The sequence below is a fragment of the Streptomyces sp. NBC_01481 genome, assembly GCF_026339995.1.
In the GTDB taxonomy this organism is placed as follows: Bacteria; Actinomycetota; Actinomycetes; order Streptomycetales; family Streptomycetaceae; genus Streptomyces.
This window is the reverse complement of the sequence record NZ_JAPEPT010000001.1, coordinates 1,539,466-1,555,041: the sequence shown is the minus strand read 5'-3', so window position 1 is coordinate 1,555,041 and position 15,576 is coordinate 1,539,466. Positions and strand designations below refer to the sequence as shown.

Below are 15,576 nucleotides of genomic sequence, written 5' to 3'. Positions count from 1 at the left end.
GGGGTTAGAGCGCGCCCTTCGTGGAGGGGAGGATGCCGGCGGCGCGCGGGTCGCGCTCGCTGGCGTACCGCAGAGCTCGGGCCAGCGCCTTGAACTGGCACTCCACGATGTGGTGGGCGTTGCGTCCGTACGGGACGTGGACGTGCAGGGCGATCTGCGCCTGCGCCACGAACGACTCCAGGATGTGCCGGGTCATCGTGGTGTCGTAGGAGCCGATCATGGGCGCCATGTTCTCGGGCTCGGTGTGCACGAGGTACGGCCGGCCCGACAGGTCCACGGTGACCTGGGCGAGGGACTCGTCCAGCGGCACCGTGCAGTTGCCGAATCGATAAATCCCCACCTTGTCGCCGAGCGCCTGCTTGAAGGCGGCGCCCAGCGCGAGGGCGGTGTCCTCGATGGTGTGGTGCGAGTCGATGTGCAGATCGCCCTCGGTCTTCACGGTGAGGTCGAACAGGCCGTGGCGGCCGAGCTGGTCGAGCATGTGGTCGTAGAAGCCGACCCCGGTCGACACATCGACCTTTCCGTGGCCGTCGAGATCGATCTCGACGACGACGGACGTCTCCTTGGTGGTGCGTTCGACACGGCCAACCCGGCTCATGCGTCGTACTCCTTCTTCAGCTCACGAACCGCGTCGAGGAACGCGTCGTTCTCGTCAGGGGTACCGGCGGTGACGCGTAGCCACCCGGGCACCGAGTTGTCACGGACCAGGACACCCCGGTCGAGGATCTTGCGCCATGCGGCGTGCGCGTCGTCGAAGCGACCGAACTGGACGAAGTTGGCGTCCGATTCGGTGACCTCCCAGCCGATCGCCCGCAGCTCGCCGACCAGGCGGTCCCGCTCGGTCTTCAGCTGCTCGACATACCCGAGCAGCGTATCGGTGTGTTCCAGCGCGGCGAGCGCCGTGGCCTGGGTGACGGCGGACAGGTGGTACGGCAGGCGCACCAGCTGGACGGCGTCGACGACCGCGGGGTGTGCGGCCAGATAGCCCAGGCGCAGACCGGCCGCGCCGAAGGCCTTGGACATGGTGCGTGAGACGACGAGATTCGGCCTGCCCTCGATCAGCGGGAGCAGCGAGGGGCGGTGGCTGAATTCGACGTACGCCTCGTCGATGACGACGAGCGAGGGCTTGGCCGCCTGGGCGGCCTCGTACAGCGCGAGGACCGTATCGGCATCGACCGCCGTGCCGGTGGGGTTGTTGGGCGAGGTGATGAAGACGACGTCGGGACGGTTCTCGGCGATCGCCTTCCCGGCGGCCGTGAGGTCGATCGTGAAGTCGTCGTTGCGCGGTCCCGAGATCCAGCCGGTGCCGGTGCCGCGCGAGATCAGCCCGTGCATGGAGTACGAGGGCTCGAAACCGATCGCGGTACGGCCGGGGCCGCCGAAGGTCTGCAGCAATTGCTGGATGACCTCGTTGGAGCCGTTGGCCGCCCAGACGTTCTCGATGCCGACACGGTGCCCCCCGGTCCGGGTCAGATACGCGGCCAGCTCGGTGCGCAGCTCCACAGCGTCCCGGTCGGGGTAGCGGTTGAGCCCGCGGGCGGCCTCGGTGACGCGCTCGGCGATACGCCGGACCAGCGGCTCGGGCAGCGGGTACGGGTTCTCGTTGGTGTTCAGCTGTACGGGCACGTCCAACTGCGGCGCGCCATAAGGGGACTTGCCGCGCAGTTCGTCCCTGATGGGCAGATCGTCGATGCCGGTCATTCCTTCGGCACCTTCCACCCGAACCTTGCCTTCATGGCCGCGCCGTGCGCGGGCAGGTCCTCGGCCTCGGCGAGCGTCACGACGTGGTGGGTGACCTCGGCGAGCGCGTCTCGCGTGTAGTCCACGATGTGGATGCCGCGCAGGAAGGACTGGACGGAGAGACCGGAGGAGTGGCAGGCGCAGCCGCCGGTGGGCAGGACGTGGTTCGAGCCGGCGCAGTAGTCGCCGAGCGAGACCGGCGCCCAGGGGCCGATGAAGATCGCGCCGGCGTTGCGGACCCTCGCCGCGACCGCGGCGGCGTCGGCGGTCTGGATCTCCAGGTGCTCGGCGCCGTACGCGTTGACGACCCGCAGGCCCTCCTCGACTCCGTCGACCAGGACGATCGCGGACTGCCTGCCGCTCAGCGCGGGGACGATCCGGTCCTCGACGTGCTTGGTGGCCGCGATCTGCGGCTCCAGCTCCTTCTCGACCGCGTCCGCGAGCTCGGTGGAGTCGGTGACCAGCACGGCGGCGGCCATCGGGTCGTGCTCGGCCTGGCTGATCAGGTCGGCGGCGACATGCACCGGGTCGGCGCTCTCGTCGGCAAGGATCGCGATCTCGGTCGGCCCGGCCTCGGTGTCGATGCCGATACGTCCCGTGAAGTACCGCTTTGCGGCGGCGACCCAGATATTGCCGGGGCCGGTCACCATGTTCGTGGGGGCGCACTCCTCGGTGCCGTACGCGAACATCGCGACGGCCTGGGCGCCGCCCGCGGCGTACACCTCGTCGACGCCGAGCAGCGCGCAGGCGGCGAGGATCGTCGGATGCGGAAGGCCCCCGGCTGCGTCTCCTTCAAAACGGGGCTTCTGCGGCGGGGAGGCGAGCGCGATCGACTCGACACCGGCCTCCTGCGCCGGCACGGCGTTCATGATCACGGAGGAGGGGTATACCGAGCGGCCGCCGGGTGCGTACAGACCGACGCGCTCGACCGGGACCCACTTCTCGGTCACCGTGCCGCCGGGGACCACCTGGGTGGTGTGCGCGTCCCGGCGCTGCGCGCGGTGCACGATCCTGGCGCGCCTGATCGACTCCTCCAGGGCGGCCCTGACCTCGGGATCCAGCCGCTCCAGGGCATCGGCCAGCGCGGCCGCGGGCACCCGCACCCGCTCCAGCTTCACGCCGTCGAACTTCTCCGCGTAGTCGATCAGCGCCGACGTGCCCCGATGATGCACGGCCTCGCAGATGGGCCGCACCTTCTCCAGGGCGGCTTCCACGTCGAACTCGGCACGGGGCAGCAGGTCACGCAGCGCGGCCCCCTCGGGGAGGGCGTCGCCGCGCAGATCGATTCGTGAGATCACGGAACCAATTCTCTCAGACCGGATTCGGCAGGTGGTCGCCCGTATCACTGGCTGATATGGGCCCTCCCGCCACTCCTCAAGGAGGCACTTCGCGCCACCCCTCTGGTTTCCGATGTTGTTCATGACCACTAGCGTTCAGTCCGTCACTCAGCGGGAAGAACAGCTGTACGAACCAAGCAAGCGAAGGAGCGGCATTGACCGAGCCGCTGGACGACGGGCCTCCGGACGGACTGAGCCGGACCGAAGTGGACATGTGGAACGCTTTCAGAAACGGGAGTACGCACGACCTGAGCGATCCCAACCCCCTGCTGAACGATCCCTTCTCACCCCGCCCCTGGGGCCCCGAACGCAGCGTCCGCGCGTCCATCGTCGCCCGGCTGCTGCTCAGCGGCCCGCCCGCGCTGCCCGGCCGGGTCGCCGCGCTCAAGCTCCGCGGGGTCCAGATCACCGGCACGCTCAAGCTCGCGGGCGGCAGCATCGCACCGTATGTCGAGCTGAACGGCTGTCGCTTCGACAGCGAAGTACTGATGCCCGAGGCGCACTTCACCACCGTCCGCATGGTCGGCTGCGCGATCCCCCGGATCGAGGCGGCACGGCTGCGCACGGAAGGTGATCTGCATCTGCCGCGCTGCCGGATCGAGCACGGCATACGGCTGACCGACGCGCAGATCGGCACCGATCTGCTGATCAACCAGATCCATGTCCGGCCGGACCGCAGAGGCCGGGCGATCACCGCGGACGGCATGTCGGTCGCACAGGACTTACAGGCCGAACTGATCGAGACGTACGGCGAGTTCAGTCTGCGCGGTGCGAAGGTCGGGGTGTCGCTGAGTCTGCGGGGCAGCCGGCTGCGCGCCGCCGGGGAGCGGCGCGCGCTCAACGCCCCGCAGCTGAGCGTGGAGCGGACCCTCTATCTGACCGGCGCATGGGTGAGCGAGTCCACGGGCAACCAGGGCGCCACTCCCCCCTTCGGCATCGGCAGCGCCGGAACACCGACACGCGGCACCCGGCTGCAGCCCTTCAGGTGCCACGGCGGGGTGCGGCTGGATGACGGGCGCTTCGGCGACGCGGTCGATCTGCACCGGGCCCGCTTCGTACTGAACGCGCGCGAGGAGCTGTCCCTGCGCCGGATCGTCACCCCGGAGCTGCGCTTCAACGCGGAGCGCCCGGAGGAGGGACGCGTCGTGCTGAACGGCGCGAAGATCGTGACGCTGGTCGACCTCGCGGCGAGCTGGCCGGGCCCCGGCGGCCTCGCGATGGGCGGATTCGTCTACGAGAACCTCGTCCCGTACGAGGAGTTCCCGCTCGGCCGCCGTCTGGAGTGGGTGGCCTCGGCGACCCCCGAGTACTCGCCGGAGCCGTACGAACGTCTGGCGACCGTGCTGCGCAACAGCGGCGAGGACGCGGACGCCCGCGAGGTGCTGCTCGCCAAACAGCGCCGCCGGCGCGAGACGCTGCCGCTGGCCGCCAAGCTCTGGGGCTATCTCCAGGACTGGACCGTGGCCTACGGCTACCGCCCCGGCCGGGCGGCCCTGTGGATGGCGGTGCTGTGGGCGGCGGGAGCGGTGGCCTTCGCGCAGGTGGATCCGACGCCGCTGAAGGCGGACGAGCATCCGCAGTGGAACGCGGCGCTCTATGCTCTGGATCTGCTGCTGCCGGTGATCGATCTCGGCCAGGAAAGCTATTGGAGGCTCGACGGCGCCTGGCAATGGACATCGACGGCGCTGATCCTGCTCGGCTGGATTCTGGCGACGACGGTCGCGGCGGGTGCATCCCGCCTTCTACGTCGCGGCTGAGGCACTTTCTTTACGCTCTCTTGGCTTTCGCCAGGACAACCATTCGGCCGCTACGAACTCTTCACAGCTGGACTCTGGCGCGCCTGTTGACCTGCAGTTTTCAATGGTCCGCACCATGTCATTGCTCCGTGCCCTGATTCGCACCGCGCGCATGATCCGTCATACGCCGCAGCTCGCCGACGGCCTGGCGCCCGACGAGGCGGTGCTGCTCGACGCCCCCGACGAGCGGCTGAGCCCGGCACTGGTCGCGGCGGCGCTCGGGGAGTACGAACCGGCCGCCAAGCTGCTGGCGACCACGCGCGAATCAGCCGAATGGGAGAACCGCGACCGGTACGTGATGCGGCTCGCGGCTTTCGCGTACAACCGCGAGGAGTGGCTCACCACATGGCTCGCCGCCGCGCCGCGTGATCCCGACGGGCTCGTCGTCAAGGCCGAGCTCGCGGTGCGCAGAGCCTGGGAGTCACCCGCGAGCACCGAACGGCTGCGTGAGGTCGGACCCCTGATCGACGCGGCGGCCCAGGGCGATCCGAACGACCCCGTGCCGTGGCGGATATCGCTCGACCACGCGCGCGGCACCCATGCCACGCACACGGCCTTCGAGTCGCTGTGGGAGCAGGCGATCCGCCGTTCCTCGCACCACTACGGCTGTCATGTCGCGGCCCTGCAGTATCTGTCCGCGCAGTGGTACGGCTCGCACCGCGAGTGCTTCGACTTCGCCGAACAGGCGGCGGCCGACGCGCTGCCGGGCTCGCTGGTGCGGGCGCTGCCGGTGCGGGCGGCCTTCGCCCAGCTGCTCACCGGGGACACCACCTCCGTGCAGGACGACCGCATCGACGCGGCGGCGGATCTGGCGATCACGCTCTCCGCGGACTACGCGGCCGGGGATCCCTGGCCGGCCGAGGTGCGCAATCTGCTGGCGTACGTGCTGGTGGGGCGTGGCCGGTGGGCTGAGGCACTGGAGCAGTTCCGGCTGATCGGGCCGTATGCGACGTCTTTCCCCTGGACCTTGGTGACCGATGACCCGCTGGGCCAGTTCCTTCACACACGGGACGGCGTACGGATCCAGATCGCCTCGATGACCCCTCTGCGCCCCAGGGCCGGACGAAGCAGGTCTCTGGGCCATTAGTCTTAAGCGCTGTGACCACCGCACGTCTCCCCCTCTTCCCGCTGAACTCGGTACTGTTCCCGGGCCTCGTCCTGCCCTTGAACGTGTTCGAGGAGCGATATCGCGCCATGATGCGCGAACTGTCGAAGACGGACGAGTCCGAGCCGCGCCGCTTCGCCGTGGTCGCCATCCGCGACGGCCGCGAGGTCGCGCCGACCGCGCCCGGTATGCCCGACCCGACCGCGCTGCCCCAGCGCGGTCCCGCGGCGGGCTTCGGCGACGATCCGATCCAGGCCTTCCACCGGGTCGGCTGCATCGCCGACGCGGCGACGATCCGCGAGCGCGACGACGGCAGCTTCGAGGTACTGGCCACCGGAACGACCCGGGTCAAGCTTCTCTCGGTCGACGCGAGCGGCCCGTATCTGACAGCCGAACTGGAGGAAATCCCGGAGGAGTCCGGGGACGGCGCGGGAGCCCTTGCCGAAGGTGTCCTGCGCGCCTTCCGCAGCTACCAGAAGCGGCTGGCCGGCGCGCGCGAGCGCTCACTGTCAACGGGGGCGGACCTGCCGGACGAGCCCTCGGTGGTGTCGTATCTGGTGGCAGCCGCGGCCGTACTGGACACCCCGGCGAAGCAGCGCCTCCTGCAAGCGCCCGACACGGCGACACGGCTGCGGGAGGAACTGACGCTGCTGCGCTCGGAGACCGCGGTGATCCGCCATCTGCCGTCGCTGCCCGCGGTCGACCTGACCCGGGCGCCGACGAGCCCCAACTGACAGGAGCCGCCCGCGTGGCGAAGAAGCCCAAGAAGTCGGCCACGTCCGGCGGCACGCCCGCCACGGTCGCCCTGACCGCGGCGGGCACGGCCTTCACGGTGCACGCGTACGACCACGACCCCGCATCGGCGTCGTACGGCCACGAGGCGGCCGAGGCGCTCGGCATCCGTCCCGACCGGGTCTTCAAGACCCTGGTCGCGGACGTCGACGGCGAACTGACGGTGGCGATCGTCCCGGTGGCGGGCCAGCTCGACCTCAAGGCGCTGGCGTCGGCGGTGGGCGCGAAGCGGGCGACGATGGCCGACCCCGCTGCGGCGGAACGCACAACGGGCTATGTCCGCGGCGGCATCTCCCCCCTGGGCCAGCGCAAACGCCTGCGCACGGTCCTCGACGCGTCGGCGTCGGCCCACGCCACGATCTGCGTCTCGGCGGGGCGCCGGGGCCTGGAGATCGAACTCTCGCCGTCGGACCTGGCGTCGCTGACGGGGGCCGTGCTGGCGCCGATCGGGCGGGCGTAGGGGGTCGACGGGGCGCGGATCCTCGGCTACGACCGTAGGGACGCCCCTACGGGAATGAGGACACGGCATGTCCAAACGCACCCGCAAGAGGAAGTGGCGCATCCGCAAGCACCACGCGAACCACGGCCGCAGGCCGGCTTGACGGTCCGCCTGCGGCGGGGCTTGTTCCCCACCCCGCCCTCCCCCAGACTCCGTCCGGGGGGACCCCCAACCTCCCCGCGCCTCAAACGCCGCCGAGGCTGAAATGTGCGGCCCTGCCGCACATCCAGCCCGTCCGGCGATTGAGGACACGCGCGAAGCGCGTACGGGGGTCCAGGGGGCGAAGCCCCCAGTTCGCGCCGCGAAGCGGGCGCAGGGGTCTGGGGCGGAGCCCCGGTTCAGGGAAGGGGCGGGGTGGGGAACAAGCCCCGCCGCAGGCGTCAGGCGCCCGGGCCCGGGCCGTACGCGACTGACGGCCATTCCGGCTCCGGGTCCCGCGGCCCGAACAGGGCCGTCAGCGCCAGGTGAACCACCATCGCCGCCAGCGGCCACGCCAGCAACGCCCCGCGCGCCTTCAGCTCCAGCGGCGCGTCGAACGTCACGCCCTCCCCCACCGCCCGCGCATGCGCGACCACATCGTCCGTCGGGCCGAACCACTCGCCTATCCCCCACGCCAGCAGCGAGCCGAACAGCCCGCCCAGGGCCAGGGCCACCACCAGCGCGATGCCCCCGCGCCTGCGGAAGAAGAAGACCGCGGCCGCGCTGACCGCGCCGAAGCCGAGGGCCAGCAGCGCGAACGTCCCGTCCGCGCCCACCGCCTCCTCGCCCTCCGTGTCCTTGAGGAAGACCGCCTTGTCGCTGGAGATCAGCGGCACCCGCGGCGCCAGCCACAGCCACAGCAGACCGAGAGCGACGCCCAGGACCGTCAGGGCGACGACGACGAGGATCGCGTCCCGCGTGTCCCTTTTCAGGTCCGCGACGTCCTGCATCTCGGGCTCGTAGAAGCGGGGCCCGGCGGCCGGCTTCTGCCACGGGTCGTTGTGCGGGGGCTGGTGCGGCGGAGTCAGAGGTGCGGTCACACCGCCATCGTGCCAGGCGTCCCGGGACAGTGCCTCACCGGACTGCCGCCCGCCGGTACGCCCACGTGGCGACCGTCAGCGAGACGACACCCACGGCCGCGCAGACGGCGAGATCCAGTCCGACGACCGCCCAGTCCGGGCGCGCCTCGAAGGTCCGGGCGAGGGCCTCGACGCCGTAGGTCGACGGCAGCAGATCACGGGCGTACGAGATCGGCCCGGGCAGCCGGCCGGCCGGCAGCACACCGAGGAGCAGCGCCGCGGACATGCCCAACTGCCCCAGCAGCGTGGCCAGTTCCTGGCGCGGTGCGAGCAGTCCGAGCGCCGCGCCGAGGCCCGCGAGGGCCGCACCGGCGAGCGGGACGACGGCGACGAGCACCCAGAGATGGGTCAGTGGCAGCTGGAACAGGACGCTGCCGGTGACCGCCGTGACGACCGTACCGGGCACGGTGAAGGAGGCGTACGCACCGGCCGCGCCGAGCACCACCGCCGCGGGCGGGACCGGCAGCGTGGCGTAGTGGTCGAGGCCGCCGCCGGCCCGCAGCTGTCCGAAGTACTGGGCGAGAAGGTTGAGCGCGACGAACGCGACGACCAGGACGCTCGATCCGGCGACGACGGCCCGCGCTTCCGCGCCCCCGTCGACGACCCCGCGCATGAGGACCATGATCCCGATCGACTGGAAGGTCGCCACGAAGAGCAGGGGGATCCGGGCGACCCGCGCCCGTGACAGCTGCGCGCGGTACACGGCGCCGAGCGCGGGCAGCAGCCGCGCCCGCGGCGCGAGGGGCGCAGCGGGCGCGGCAGGGGCCACGCTCGTGGCGCTGATCTGCCGGGCCTGTTCGGGATGTCCGGACACCGCCTCCGCGGGCACGGTGCTCACGCCTTGACCAGCCCTTTCGTCGCGTTCCCGCCGAGCGCCAGGTACACGTCCTCCAGGCTGGGCGCGGCCAGTGTGAAGTCGTCGAGCGCCGCGAACGCCGCGCCGCCGGTCACCGCGGCGACCGCAGCCCGTGCCTCGTCCGGGGCGAGCCTGAGCACCCACCGGCGCCCTGACTCCTGCGCGGACGCAGCGCGGCGACTTCGGGCACGTCCAGGGGCGCCCGCTCGCGCCACACCAGCTCGACGCGCACCTCGCCCGCGATCCGTTCCTTCAGCCCTGTCGGGGTGTCGCATGCGATGACCCGGCCGCGTTCCAGCACGGCGACCCGGTCGAGGACGGTCTCGGCCTCGATGACGTTGTGGGTGACGAGCAGGACGGTCGCGCCGTTCTCGGCCCGGCGCCGGTCGACGGCGGCCCAGACCGCGCGCCGTGCGACGGGGTCCATTCCGGTGGTCGGCTCGTCCAGTACCAGGACCGGCCGCTCGCCCACCAGCGTTGCCGCGAAGCAGGCCAGCCGCCGCTGTCCGCCGGAGAGTCTCTTCAGGGGACGGGCGGCGAGCTCGGTCAGCCCGAGCTCCTCCAGGACGGCGTCCCGCTCGGCCCGTGCCTGCCGTGCGGGCAGTCCGCGCAACCGGCCGGTCGTTTCGGCGGCGAGTGCGACGGTCAGTTCGTCGAGGGCGGTGGATTCCTGCCCGAGATACCCGATGAGCCGGGATGCCCGTTCGGGGTGGCGTACGAGATCGTGGCCCAGCACGTCGACGCTGCCACTGTCCGGCCGCATCAGGCCGGTGAGCTGTCGTACGAGAGTGGACTTGCCCGCGCCGTTGGGTCCGAGCAGCCCGAAGATCTCGCCGCGCCGCACCTGAAGCGAAATCCCGTCCGTGGCACGCACCTCGGGTGTCCCGGGGGTGCCTCGGCGAGCGCGCGCGGCGGGGTACGTCTTGACCAGATCCCGCACCGCGCACACCGTACTCACAAGGGACGAGCCTACGGGGTCGGCGGGGCTATTCCCCCGCGGGGGCGTGTTCCGCGGCCGCCCGTACGTCGATCTCGCGCCAGAATCCGGCCCGGATCGCATAGCGGTCGTGCTCGTCGATCTGGTCGTCCTTGTGCGCGAGAAGCCCGAAACGTGCCGCGTACCGCAGCAGTTCGCCGTCGATACGGTGCGGGATCCGCGGGTACATGGTGGACAGCTTCTGCACATGGCCGCTCTCCGGCAGCCGTTCCATCCAGCGCCGGGCGAAGACCTGTCCGACCTCGAAGGGGTCGCCGCCGACCGTGGTGATGTCCTCCTCGCGGTCGGCCCAGCGCTGCTCGGCGCTGGTGAGCTGGGCCAGCGTCGGCAGTGAAGCCGTCTCGGGCGGCTCGCCCACGGTGCCGGCGCCGGGCCGCTCGACCCAGCCCTTGTCGGAGGACCAGCGCAGCGTTGCGCTCGCGGGGTGGGGGGCGGAGTTCTGGCCGGGGGCGCGCAGGCTCGCCAGGTCCTTGGGGGTGGGGACGCCCTTGGCGGCGGCGGGGGCCGGGCCGGGCTCGGAGCCGTTGTCCGAGGGGGTGGACCCTGAGCCGTTGCGTGCGGCATCGGCGGCGCGCTCCTGCGAGGCCGCGAGCGCCGACTCGGGCAGCGGCGCGGAGAGGATCGCCGCGATCTCGGGGCGGGGCGCGGGCGAGGGGGCGCAGATGCCGGTGAGCTCCTTGGCCCGTACCGCCCGGGTGATCCAGGCGCGGTCGAGCACGCGGCGCTCGTCGGCCTCGGCGACCAGGTCCTCCGACTGGTTGTAGTCGCCGTCGGCGGCCTGCACCGCCCAGAGGTGAACGGCGACGCCGTGCTCCTTGGCGGACATCAGCCCGGGCAGCAGATCCCCGTCCCCGGTCACCAGGACCACATCGGAGCAGGCGCGGTTTCTGGCCAGTTCGGTGAGTTCGGCGTGCATGGCCGCATCGACGCCCTTCTGCGCCCAGCGGCCGTCGCTGCGGGTCAGTGCGCCCAGCCGGACCGTCACCCTCGGCATCACGCGCAGTCGCCGGTGCTCGGGCTGCGGTACGCGGTCGGGGGCGCCGTCGAACCAGTAGATGCGCAGCAGCGGGCGTTCCGTATCGGCCTCGGCGAGTTCGCGCAGGCCCAGGATGAGGGCGGCGTGGTCGACGGTGATTCTGGAACGCGCCGGTTCCCCGGCGAGCAGGCTCGCGGCGGCGCCCAGCAGATATCCGGCGTCCACCAGGACAACGCAGCGGTCCACGCGTTCCACCCTCTTTCGGGAACTTCGGGATCGGGGAAGGGTCCGGATCGGGGATTGTTCCGGGTTTCCTTCGAGTCTGCCCGACCACGGGAGGGTTAACGGCCGGAACTCGATCATCGGCGTGGCGGAACCCGAACCTGTGGTGGACAAGCGCCCTTTACGCACCGTAGTGATCCAAAATGCGACGGTTAGGCTGGTATGTGAATCTGGTCGCGGCCCTGGCCCCGAGATCCCCCACAGGAGGTATCACCATGGCCAAGAACAAGAATCGCAAGCAGGGCGGTCAACAGGACCGCGCTTCGGCCGCAGAGCGTGGTGGCGAGAAGGCCAAGTCGACCGCGTACGAGTCGCATGTGCAGCCCCAGTCGCAGGCACAGGGCAGCCCCGCGGATGTTGCGCGTAAGCACCAGCGGCGCTTCGGCCACAACTGACAGGCCGTAAAGCCACAAGGGGCGCGCCCGTGACGACGGGCGCGCCCCTTTGCGTGGGCGTGTGCTTGCGTGGGCGTGTGCGGTGAGCGGAAAGCCTCAGCCGGCCAGGCAGGACGGGCCGAGCAGCACCTTGAGATCACCGAACAGCGCCGGGTCCGCCTGGACGCGGTGCCGGTCGAGCCGGAGCACCGTCGTCTTGCGGGGGCCCTGAAGCTTGATCCGCACCTCGGTGTTGCCCTTGTGGTGGCTGAGGATCTCGCCGAGCCTGCTGACCATCGGCGGCGTGACCTTCACCGTCGGGATGGTGACCACCACGGGGGCGTTGGTCCCGGCCGAGGAGAGGTCGGGGACCATCAGCTCCATCGCGACGAGCCGCGGGATGTCCTCGCGCTTGTCGAGCCGCCCCTTGACGAAGACCACGGTGTCCTCGACGAGTTGGGTCGACACCAGCTGATACGTCGCCGGGAAGAACATGCACTCGATGGAGCCCGCCAGATCCTCGACCGTGGCGATCGCCCAGGCATTGCCCTGCTTGGTCATCTTGCGCTGCAGGCCGGAGATGATGCCGCCGATGGTGACCACCGCGCCGTCCGCGTGCTCACCGCCGGTGAGCTGGGAGATCGCGGCGTCCGTCTTGTCGCTCAGGACGTGCTCGATACCGAAGAGCGGATGGTCGGAGACATAGAGGCCGAGCATCTCGCGCTCCTGCGCGAGCAGATACGACTTGTCCCACTCGATGTCGGAGAACTCGACGTCGAGCCCGAAGCCCGGCTCGTCGGTGGCCTCGTCGCCCATCCCGCCGAACAGGTCGAACTGCCCCTCGGCCTCCTTGCGCTTGACCGCGACCACATTGTCGATCATGGGTTCGTGGTGGGCGACCAGACCCTTGCGGGTGTGGCCCATCTCGTCGAAGGCGCCGGCCTTGATGAGTGACTCGACGGTCCGCTTATTGCAGACGACGGCCTCGACCTTGTCGAGGAAGTCGGGGAAGGAGGCGTACTTCCCCTTGGACTTGCGGCAGCGGATGATCGAGTCCACCACGTTCGTGCCGACGTTGCGCACGGCGGAGAGGCCGAAGAGGATCACGTCGTCGCCCTGGGCGGCGAAGTTCGACTGAGACTCGTTCACATTGGGCGGCAGCACCTTGATGCCCATGCGGCGGCACTCGTTCAGATAGACCGCCGACTTGTCCTTGTCGTCCTTCACCGAGGTGAGCAGCGCGGCCATGTACTCGGCCGGGTAGTTCGCCTTGAGATACGCGGTCCAGTAGGTGACCAGGCCGTACGCGGAGGAGTGCGCCTTGTTGAAGGCGTATCCGGCGAAGGGGACCAGCACGTCCCACAGGGCCTGGATCCCCTGGTCGGAGTAGCCGTTCTTACGGGCGCCGGCCTGGAAGATACCGAAGTTCTTCGCCAGCTCCTCGGGCTTCTTCTTGCCCATCACGCGGCGGAGGATGTCGGCCTCGCCGAGGGAGTACCCGGCGATGATCTGGGCGGCCTTCTGGACCTGCTCCTGGTACACGATCAGGCCGTAGGTGAGGCCGAGGACCTCCTTGAGGGGCTCCTCCAGCTCCGGGTGGATCGGCGTGATCTCCTGCTGGCCGTTCTTGCGGAGCGCGTAGTTCGTGTGCGAGTTCATGCCCATCGGGCCCGGCCGGTACAGGGCCGAGACGGCGGAAATGTCCTCGAAGTTGTCGGGCTTCATCAGCCGCAGCAGCGAACGCATCGGGCCGCCGTCGAACTGGAAGACGCCGAGCGTGTCACCGCGGCAGAGCAGTTCGTACGTCGTGGGGTCGTCCAGCGGAAGGGCGAGCAGGTCCAGATCGATTCCCCGGTTGGCCTTCACCATCTTGACGGCGTCGTCCATGATGGTGAGGTTTCGCAGGCCCAGGAAGTCCATCTTCAGCAGGCCGAGCGACTCACAGCTCGGGTAGTCCCACTGCGTGATGGTCACGCCGTCCGAGGGCCGCACCCAGACCGGGACATGGTCGGTGATCGTCTCGCTGGACATGATCACGCCGGCTGCGTGCACACCCATCTGGCGGACCAGGCCCTCGACACCCTTGGCGGTGTCGATGACCTTCTTCACGTCCGGCTCGTTCTCGTACATCCCCCGGATCTCGCCCGCCTCGCTGTAGCGCGGGTGCTTGGGGTCGGTGATGCCGTTGAGGTCGATGCCCTTGCCGAGGACGTCGGCGGGCATCGCCTTGGTGAGCCGGTCGCCCATGGCGTACGGATAGCCGAGCACCCGGGCGGAGTCCTTGATGGCGTTCTTCGCCTTGATCTTGCCGTACGTGCCGATCATGGCGACCTTGTCGGCGCCGTACTTCTCCGTGACGTACCGGATGACCTCACCGCGCCGGCGCTCGTCGAAGTCGATGTCGACATCGGGCATGGAGATGCGCTCGGGGTTGAGGAACCGCTCGAAGATCAGGCCGTGCTCGATCGGGTCGAGGTCGGTGATGCCCATGGCGTACGCGACGATCGAGCCGGCCGCGGAGCCTCGGCCGGGGCCCACCGCGATGCCGTTGTTCTTGGCCCACATGATGAAGTCGGCGACCACGAGGAAGTACCCCGGGAAGCCCATGTCGATGATGATGCCCATCTCGTACTCGACCTGCTTGAGCCGGTCGTCCGGGATGCCGCCGGGGTAGCGCCGGGCCATGCCGCGCATGGTCTCGTCGCGGAACCAGGTCACCTCGGTGTAGCCCTCGGGGACCTCGAACTTCGGCATCAGGTTGCGCTCTTCGAACCAGCCCTCGGTGTCGATCTGCTGCGCGACGAGCAGGGTGTTGGCGCAGCCCTCCTGCCAGGCGTCCGAGGAGTCCACGGCGTACATCTCGTCTGTGGACTTCAGGTAGTAGCCGGTGCCGTCGAAGCGGAAGCGGTCCGGGTCCGAGAGGTTCTTGCCGGTCTGGATGCACAGCAGCGCGTCGTGGGCACCGGCCTCGTGGGCGTAGGTGTAGTGCGAGTCGTTCGTGACGATCGGCGGGATGCCGAGCTTCTTGCCGATCTCCAGCAGGCCGTCGCGGACCCGGCGCTCGATCTCGATGCCGTGGTCCATCAGCTCCAGGAAGTACCGGTCCTTGCCGAAGATGTCCTGGTACTCGGACGCGGCCTTGAGTGCCTCGTCGAACTGGCCGAGGCGCAGCCGGGTCTGGAGCTCGCCGGACGGGCAGCCGGTGGAGGCGATGAGCCCCTCGGACCACTGGGCGATGGTCTCCTTGTCCATGCGCGGCCACTTCTGCAGCCAGCCCTCGGCATACGCGTCCGAGGAGAGCCGGAACAGATTGTGCAGACCGGTCCTGTTCGCCGCCCAGATCGTCTTGTGGGTGTAACCACCCGAACCGGAGACGTCGTCCCGCTTCTGGTGGGGCTGACCCCACTGGATCTTGCGCTTGTTCCGCCGGGACTCGGGGGCGACATACGCCTCGATGCCGATGATGGGCGTGACGCCCGCCTTCTTCGCCGAGTGGAAGAAGTCGTACGCCCCGTGGAGGTTGCCATGGTCGGTCATGGCGATGTGCGTCATGCCCATCTCGTTGCAGGCGTCGAACATGTCCTTGAGCCGCGCGGCACCGTCCAGCAACGAGTACTGGGTGTGGACGTGAAGGTGCGTGAAAGGCGGCTTGGTCACGGCGGAATGCCTCCGGATAACGGTGGGCGACAGGTTGCAGACAGTCTGGGGGAACAGCGTGGAAGTCTACGTCCTGGCACTGACAGTCGGCGGGCACTCCCGAGTAC

The 15,576-nt window shown here is 69.9% G+C and carries 12 protein-coding genes and 1 pseudogene; 5 read left to right on the top strand and 8 right to left on the bottom strand.

The features are described from left to right. Window positions 1-4: 4 nt before the first annotated feature. Genes hisB through hisD form a run of 3 tightly spaced genes read right to left on the bottom strand, consistent with a single transcriptional unit; the run spans window position 5 to window position 3,038 of the window. Window positions 5-598 carry an imidazoleglycerol-phosphate dehydratase HisB gene (hisB, locus tag OOK40_RS07130; RefSeq protein ID WP_142216534.1) on the bottom strand — a complete coding sequence of 198 codons (594 nt, stop codon included), beginning with the start codon at window positions 596-598 and terminating at the stop codon, window positions 5-7. After that, window positions 595-1,701 (bottom strand): histidinol-phosphate transaminase, encoded by a 1,107-nt coding sequence (locus OOK40_RS07125; protein ID WP_266477415.1) that lies wholly within the window; start codon window positions 1,699-1,701, stop codon window positions 595-597. Before OOK40_RS07125 ends, hisB begins: the two co-directional genes overlap by 4 nt. After that, window positions 1,698-3,038, bottom strand: coding sequence for a histidinol dehydrogenase (hisD, locus tag OOK40_RS07120; protein ID WP_266477413.1), 1,341 nt, complete (start codon window positions 3,036-3,038; stop codon window positions 1,698-1,700). Before hisD ends, OOK40_RS07125 begins: the two co-directional genes overlap by 4 nt. A gap of 194 nt (window positions 3,039-3,232) precedes the next feature. Between hisD and OOK40_RS07115 the strand changes: the two genes are divergently transcribed. The 4 genes from OOK40_RS07115 (at window position 3,233) to ybaK (ending at window position 7,230) form a co-directional block, all read left to right on the top strand. Next, the gene (locus OOK40_RS07115) at window positions 3,233-4,834 is read left to right on the top strand and encodes an oxidoreductase (RefSeq protein ID WP_266477412.1); all 1,602 of its coding nucleotides are present in this window, start codon (window positions 3,233-3,235) and stop codon (window positions 4,832-4,834) included. Window positions 4,835-4,937: 103 nt separating this feature from the next. Then, window positions 4,938-5,960: a hypothetical protein gene (locus OOK40_RS07110; RefSeq protein WP_266477411.1), complete on the top strand. Its 1,023-nt coding sequence runs from the start codon at window positions 4,938-4,940 to the stop codon at window positions 5,958-5,960. Between the two features lie 11 nt (window positions 5,961-5,971). Then, window positions 5,972-6,712 carry an LON peptidase substrate-binding domain-containing protein gene (locus OOK40_RS07105; protein ID WP_266477410.1) on the top strand — a complete coding sequence of 247 codons (741 nt, stop codon included), beginning with the start codon at window positions 5,972-5,974 and terminating at the stop codon, window positions 6,710-6,712. A 14-nt stretch (window positions 6,713-6,726) separates the two neighbouring features. Then, window positions 6,727-7,230 (top strand): Cys-tRNA(Pro) deacylase, encoded by a 504-nt coding sequence (ybaK, locus tag OOK40_RS07100; RefSeq protein ID WP_266477409.1) that lies wholly within the window; start codon window positions 6,727-6,729, stop codon window positions 7,228-7,230. A 419-nt stretch (window positions 7,231-7,649) separates the two neighbouring features. Here the strand turns inward: ybaK and OOK40_RS07095 are convergent, their stop codons facing one another. The 4 genes and pseudogenes from OOK40_RS07095 to OOK40_RS07080 all read right to left on the bottom strand — a co-directional run bounded on the left by OOK40_RS07095 (window position 7,650) and on the right by OOK40_RS07080 (window position 11,402). After that, window positions 7,650-8,318 carry an ABC transporter permease gene (locus OOK40_RS07095; RefSeq protein ID WP_266478979.1) on the bottom strand — a complete coding sequence of 223 codons (669 nt, stop codon included), beginning with the start codon at window positions 8,316-8,318 and terminating at the stop codon, window positions 7,650-7,652. A 4-nt stretch (window positions 8,319-8,322) separates the two neighbouring features. Beyond that, window positions 8,323-9,111 carry an ABC transporter permease gene (locus tag OOK40_RS07090; protein WP_266478976.1) on the bottom strand — a complete coding sequence of 263 codons (789 nt, stop codon included), beginning with the start codon at window positions 9,109-9,111 and terminating at the stop codon, window positions 8,323-8,325. A 50-nt stretch (window positions 9,112-9,161) separates the two neighbouring features. After that, window positions 9,162-10,132: pseudogene (locus OOK40_RS07085) on the bottom strand (ABC transporter ATP-binding protein). A 37-nt stretch (window positions 10,133-10,169) separates the two neighbouring features. Beyond that, window positions 10,170-11,402, bottom strand: a complete 1,233-nt coding sequence (locus OOK40_RS07080; RefSeq protein ID WP_266477408.1) for an NYN domain-containing protein — start codon at window positions 11,400-11,402, stop codon at window positions 10,170-10,172. Window positions 11,403-11,653: 251 nt separating this feature from the next. On the opposite strand from OOK40_RS07080, the gene OOK40_RS07075 reads away from it, so the two are divergent. Next, complete coding sequence (locus tag OOK40_RS07075) at window positions 11,654-11,833, top strand: hypothetical protein (protein ID WP_266477406.1); 180 nt, start codon at window positions 11,654-11,656, stop codon at window positions 11,831-11,833. A gap of 96 nt (window positions 11,834-11,929) precedes the next feature. On the opposite strand, the gene dnaE is transcribed toward OOK40_RS07075, so the two are convergent. Continuing rightward, a complete protein-coding gene (gene dnaE / locus OOK40_RS07070; protein ID WP_266477405.1) occupies window positions 11,930-15,469 on the bottom strand; it encodes a DNA polymerase III subunit alpha in 3,540 nt (1,179 codons plus the stop codon). Window positions 15,470-15,576: the final 107 nt, after the last annotated feature.

Bases quoted from the DNA above. Each gene is read 5' to 3' on its own strand.
- hisB (WP_142216534.1), bottom strand. From the start codon at position 598: ATGAGCCGGGTTGGCCGTGTCGAACGCACCACCAAGGAGACGTCCGTC.
- OOK40_RS07125 (WP_266477415.1), bottom strand. From the start codon at position 1,701: ATGACCGGCATCGACGATCTGCCCATCAGGGACGAACTGCGCGGCAAG.
- OOK40_RS07110 (WP_266477411.1), top strand. From the start codon at position 4,938: ATGGTCCGCACCATGTCATTGCTCCGTGCCCTGATTCGCACCGCGCGC.
- OOK40_RS07075 (WP_266477406.1), top strand. From the start codon at position 11,654: ATGGCCAAGAACAAGAATCGCAAGCAGGGCGGTCAACAGGACCGCGCT.